Source organism: Streptomyces sp. NPDC048288, from assembly GCF_043201555.1.
Classification (GTDB): Bacteria; Actinomycetota; Actinomycetes; order Streptomycetales; family Streptomycetaceae; genus Streptomyces.
Genome location: NZ_JBICZD010000033.1, coordinates 1 through 4,486, shown reverse-complemented (window position 1 = coordinate 4,486; position 4,486 = coordinate 1). Strand labels below are relative to the sequence as shown.

Annotated in this window: 2 protein-coding genes; both read right to left on the bottom strand. The window is 70.8% G+C overall.

Going from position 1 to position 4,486, the window contains the following annotated elements:
• On the bottom strand, positions 1–2,237 hold a 2,237-nt coding region (locus ACGFZS_RS49640), incomplete at its 3' end, for a condensation domain-containing protein (RefSeq protein ID WP_393800820.1).
• A gap of 173 nt (positions 2,238–2,410) precedes the next feature.
• The gene (locus tag ACGFZS_RS49635; RefSeq protein WP_393800819.1) at positions 2,411–4,423 is read right to left on the bottom strand and encodes a condensation domain-containing protein; all 2,013 of its coding nucleotides are present in this window, start codon (positions 4,421–4,423) and stop codon (positions 2,411–2,413) included.
• Positions 4,424–4,486: the final 63 nt, after the last annotated feature.

Sequence of the window (4,486 nt, the reverse complement as noted above, 5' to 3'; positions counted from 1 at the left end):
ATGACAGTGGCCTCCGTCGGACCGTACGTGTTCCACACCCGCGCGCCCGCACGCCACTTCGCCGCGAGACCGGCCTCCAACCGCTCCGCGCCCAGCACCCAATTGCCCACTCCTCGAACCGACTTCGGCTCCAGAGCCCCCAGCAGCGACGGCACCACACTCGCCGTGGCCACACCGGCCGCCTCGACCATCGCGGCGAGAGCAGACGGATCTTGCCGCTCCTCCGTCGTGGCGATCGCCAGCGTGCCTCCGCCGGCGAGGGTCACGGCCACGTCCAGCACCGCCGCATCGAAACTGAACGACGCGAACTGCAACGCCGTAAGCCCCGGCCCCACACCAAGGACGGGACCCATCGCCGAGGCAAGGTTGGCCACGGAGGCATGCGCCACCGCCACACCCTTCGGACGACCCGACGACCCCGACGTATAGATCACGTACGCCAGTTGATCGGAGGCGACCTCCGGCAGCACCCCCGAATCGGTCCCCACCTCGCCCAGCAGCACCGACTCCACATCAGCCGACAACCGGTCCACGGTCTCCGCCGCGACCAGCACCAACTCCGCACCACTGTCGGCCACCATGAACAACAACCGATCCGACGGATACTCCGGATCCAACGGAACGTACGCCCCGCCCGCCTTCCACACCGCCAGAATCGCGGCCACCATCTCGGCCCCACGCGGCAGACACAAACCCACCCGCGACTCACGCCCCACACCACGCGCCACCAGCCCCCGCGCCAACGCATCCGACCACGCATCCAACTCGCCGTAGGACAGGGCGTGTTGTCGGGACCACAACGCGGTTGCTTCCGGGGTCCGCGTCACCCACCCACGGAACCGCTGCAGCACCGTCGACGCGTCCACCTCCTGTGCGGTGGTGTTCCACTCCTCGACGACCGCGGTCCGCTCAGCCTCGTCCAGCAACTCGATCTCGCTCAGCCGCAGTTGCGGATCGGCCGCTATCTGCTCCAACACCCTCACCAGCGAGGCCAGCACGCTTTCGGCACGGGCCCCGTCGAAGAGGTCGGGGCGGTAGTCGAGGTGCAGTTCCATCCGCTCGCCAGGGATGACGATCAGCCCCAGTGGATGGTGGCTGGCGTCCTGAGGTGCGCCGCCCGGCCCGATGACGAGTGTGTCCGGGTCGTACGGTGCCGGAGCGGCGGAGTGCGGGTAGTTCTCGTAGACGACGAGTGTGTCGAACTCGGCTCCTGGTCCGGCAAGTTGTTTGATCTCGGCCAGCCCGAGGTACTGGTGGCCCATCAGGTTCACCTGCCGAGCTTGGAGTTCGGACAGCAGGTCGGCAACCGACAGATCACCGGCCAACCGGGCGCGCACCGGGAGGGTGTTGATGAACAACCCGATCAACGACTCCGCACCCGGCAGATCCGCCGGCCGCCCGGCAACCGTCGTCCCGAACACCACGTCCTGCCGTCCGGACAGGCGGGCCAGCACCAGAGCCCACGCACCCTGAACCACCGTCGCCATGGTGACGTCACCCTGACGGGCCACGTCGTTCAGCGCCCGCGTCAACTCCGCATCGCACTCGGCGAAGACCGTCTCGGGCCGCAGTGGCAGCCGGGCCGGGTCCGCCGGCATGACCAGGGTCGGTTCCTCCGCCCCCGCCAACTCCTCCCGCCACGCGGCACGCGCCGCGTCCCGATCCTGACGGCCGAGCCAGGCCAGGTAATCGCGGTACGACCTGATCGGAGGCAGCACCCCAGCATCCCCGCCCGCCCGGTACACCACCTCCAGTTCGTTCACCAGGATGGGCAACGACCAGCCGTCGAGCACGATGTGGTGGGTTGTCAGCACCAGGCGGTGACGCCGTTCGCCCAGGCGGAGCAGCAGCAACCGCAGCAACGGACCCCGCGCGACATCGAAGCCGTCCGCGAGTTCGGCCCCGGACAACCGGGCCGCCTCGGCCTCCGCATCGGCCTCGGGCAGGCTGCTCAGATCGACCTCACGCCACGGCAGCTCCACCTCCCGCGCGATGACCTGCACCGCCTCACCCGACTTGCGCCGGCGAAAGCTGGCCCGCAAGGTCCCGTGGCGGGCGATCAGGCCCTCCCAGGAGCGGCGGAGACGGTCGACGTCGAGCGGTCCGTCGAGGGCCAGGGCCCGTTGGCCCGCATACACGTCCACGGCCTCGTCCCCGAAGGACGCGTGGAACAGCAGCCCCTCCTGAAGCGGCGACAGCGGCCATATGTCTTCGATGGCGGTCCGGGTCCGGGTCATCGCGTACGTCTCCTCACAGCGGTTCGCAACTTCGGTTCGGCGGCAGGGACAGAGCGGTGGGGCGGGTGGCGCGGACGGAGCTGTGGGGGTTGGTCGGCAGTGAGCGGTGGTCGAGGGTCGAGGGACGGAGGCCGAGGGTCGAGGGACGGAGGCCGAGGGTCGGGGGACGGAAATCAGAGGTGGTCGTCGGCGAAATCGGCCTCCAGGTCGTCGACTTCGTCCTGGTCGAGATCGAGGAGTGAGAAGTCGGAGGGCGTGTGGCCGCCGGCCGACGGGTCGCCGGTGTGCGCGGCGAGGCCGTTCAGCAGCCCGAGCCAGGCCTGCCCCAACTCCTGTACGTCGGTTTCGTCCAGGAGCGCGGCGGGCCAGCTCAGGGTGAGCGTCAGCTCCGGGCCACTCGCGGTGTCCGCCACCACGGCACCCACGTCGAGCGCATGCGGCACCGGCATCCCCGGATCGGCAGCGCCACCGACGGCCGTGTCCCCGGCCGACTGCCACGGCTCGACCGAACTCGCCCCGGCACCACCGGCGGCCGCGAACCGGCCCAGGTAGTTGAACCCGACCTGCGGCACCGGCAGGGCCTCCAACACCGGCGCCGTCTCCGAATTCAGGTGACGCAGCAGGCCATGGCCCAGCCCGTCCCCGGGCACCGCTTGCACCTGCTCCTTCACCCGCTTCACCAGCACACCAGCCGCCGCACCCCCTTCCGTAGCCTCCGTCAGGTCCACACCGGAGGCGTCCAGCCGTACCGGATAAGCGGCGGTGAACCAGCCCACCGTCCGCGACAGATCCATGCCCTCCGACAACGGCTCACGCCCGTGGCCCTCGACCTCCACCAGGAACCCACCCGCCTCAGCCCCGAAGCCCGGCCGCCACCCCGCCACCGCACCGGCCAGCGTCGCCAGCAACACCTCGTGCAGACCGCAGTGGAACACCCCCGGCACCTCACCGACGAGCACCGCGGACTCACCCACCGGAACCGACCAGGAACAACGCCGCAGGGACGCAACCGTGTCGACGGCCGGGTCCAGCGCGCGACGGCCGACCAGCGGCTCATCGGCGGTGCCCACCAGCTCAACCCACCTCGCCAGCTCCTCGACCCGCCGCGGGTCTTCCGCCGACTGCTCCAACTCCCGAACCCAGGTGCGGAAGGAGGTCGGCGCCGGTTCGAGGACCGGTCGGCGGCCAACGGCCGCCGCCTCGCACGCGGTTCCCAGATCCTGCGCCAGGACGCGCCACGACACCCCGTCGACCGCCAGATGATGAGCCGCCAGCACAAGCCGACCGACCCGGCCCGGCCCGGCGTCCACCCACACCACCTGCACCATCACACCTGCCGCCGGATCCAACCGCGCCACCGCAGGCCGAGCGGCATCCACCGCCACCCGGTCCAGCTCGCCCTCAGCAACCCCTGCGGCATCCACCCGGACCACCAGCCCGGACGCGTCGATCTCACCTGCCTCCGGAACCATCAGCGTCCGAAGGCCGCTCCCGGTCCGGGCCCGCAGCATCCCGTGGGCCCGCAGCAGCGCCTCCACGCCTGACGCCAGCACATCCGCGCCCAGCCCGGCCGGCGCACCGAGCACCGTCCACTGCGCGAACTCGCCCCGCAGCGCGTGTGCGCCCATCGACCGCATCGCCGGGGTCCACGGCACCTCACCGACACCCGTCTCCGCCCGCTGCCCAGCCGCCCCACCGGACACCGCGACCGCCACCAGTGCCAACCGTTCCGGCGTCTTCTCCTCGAACACCTGCCGCGGCGAAACGGTCCACCCCGCGGCACGGGCCCGGGAAGCGAGCTGCATCGACATGATCGAATCGCCGCCCAACTCGAAGAACCCGTCCCCGACCCCGACCTGCTCCAGCCCCAACACCTCGGCGAACAGGGCGCAGAACACCTTCTCGGCAGGCGTCTCCGGAGCCCGACCGGCACTCACCGCAGCTTCCGGCGCCGGCAGGGCGGAGCGGTCGATCTTGCCGTTGACGGTGAGCGGGAACGCGTCGAGTACGACGACCGCCGACGGAACCATGTACTCGGGCAGGCGAGTTGCGGCGAAGGCCCGCAGCGCTTCGGCGTCCACGGCCCCGACGACATACCCGACCAGCCGCCCCTCGCGCGCCACCACCACGGCCCGCTCAACCTGCACATGGGCAGCCAACACCGACTCGACCTCGCCGAGTTCCACCCGGAACCCACGGATCTTCACCTGCGCATCCGCACGCCCCACGAACTCCAGCTGCCCGTCCGA